The 554-nt window shown below is 64.8% G+C and carries 1 pseudogene; it reads left to right on the plus strand.

Annotation, left to right across the window (positions count from 1 at the left end):
- Nucleotides 1–229: 229 nt before the first annotated feature.
- Nucleotides 230–554 (plus strand): annotated as a pseudogene (locus tag D3H34_RS33645) (methyl-accepting chemotaxis protein); the annotation flags it as partial.

The following is a 554-nucleotide window of genomic DNA, read 5'->3' on the forward strand; positions in this document are numbered from 1 at the left end:
GTACTGCAGTCTGCCGGAGTCACTTCCGGCGGGCGCAAGAGAAGCCACCTTCGGGTGGCTTTTTTCATCGCCGGGCCGTCCCAAGATGAAAAACGCCCCTTCGGGGGGCAGCGGACCTCGCGCAGCGAGGGGAGCGTGGGGGTCCTTTTTCATGGCCGGCACCCGCGGGTGCAGACGCCGCATCGACGCAACAGCTTCTCTGCTCCCAAGCGCAGGGCGGGAAAAAATCGTGAAACTCAGCCTCAAACTGCCTCTGGTCATCGCCGCATCGCTGCTCCTCATGCTGTGCGCCGCGCTGTTCGGAATCCATGCCCTGAACCAGTCGCTCGCCACCTATGCGACGACCGTCAAGGCAAACCATGACAGCGAGCGCGACGTCGCCGACATGGCGCTGGCGTTCAAGATGCAGGTGCAGGAATGGAAGAACGTGCTGGTGCGGGGAACGGACCCCAAGGCCCTGGAGCGGCACTGGAGTGCTTTCAACCAGCTCTCGCGCGACGTGGACGAGAGCAGCCGCAAGCTGATCGCGGCCCTGCCCGCAGGCGAAGCCCGGG

This window comes from Acidovorax cavernicola (assembly GCF_003581445.1).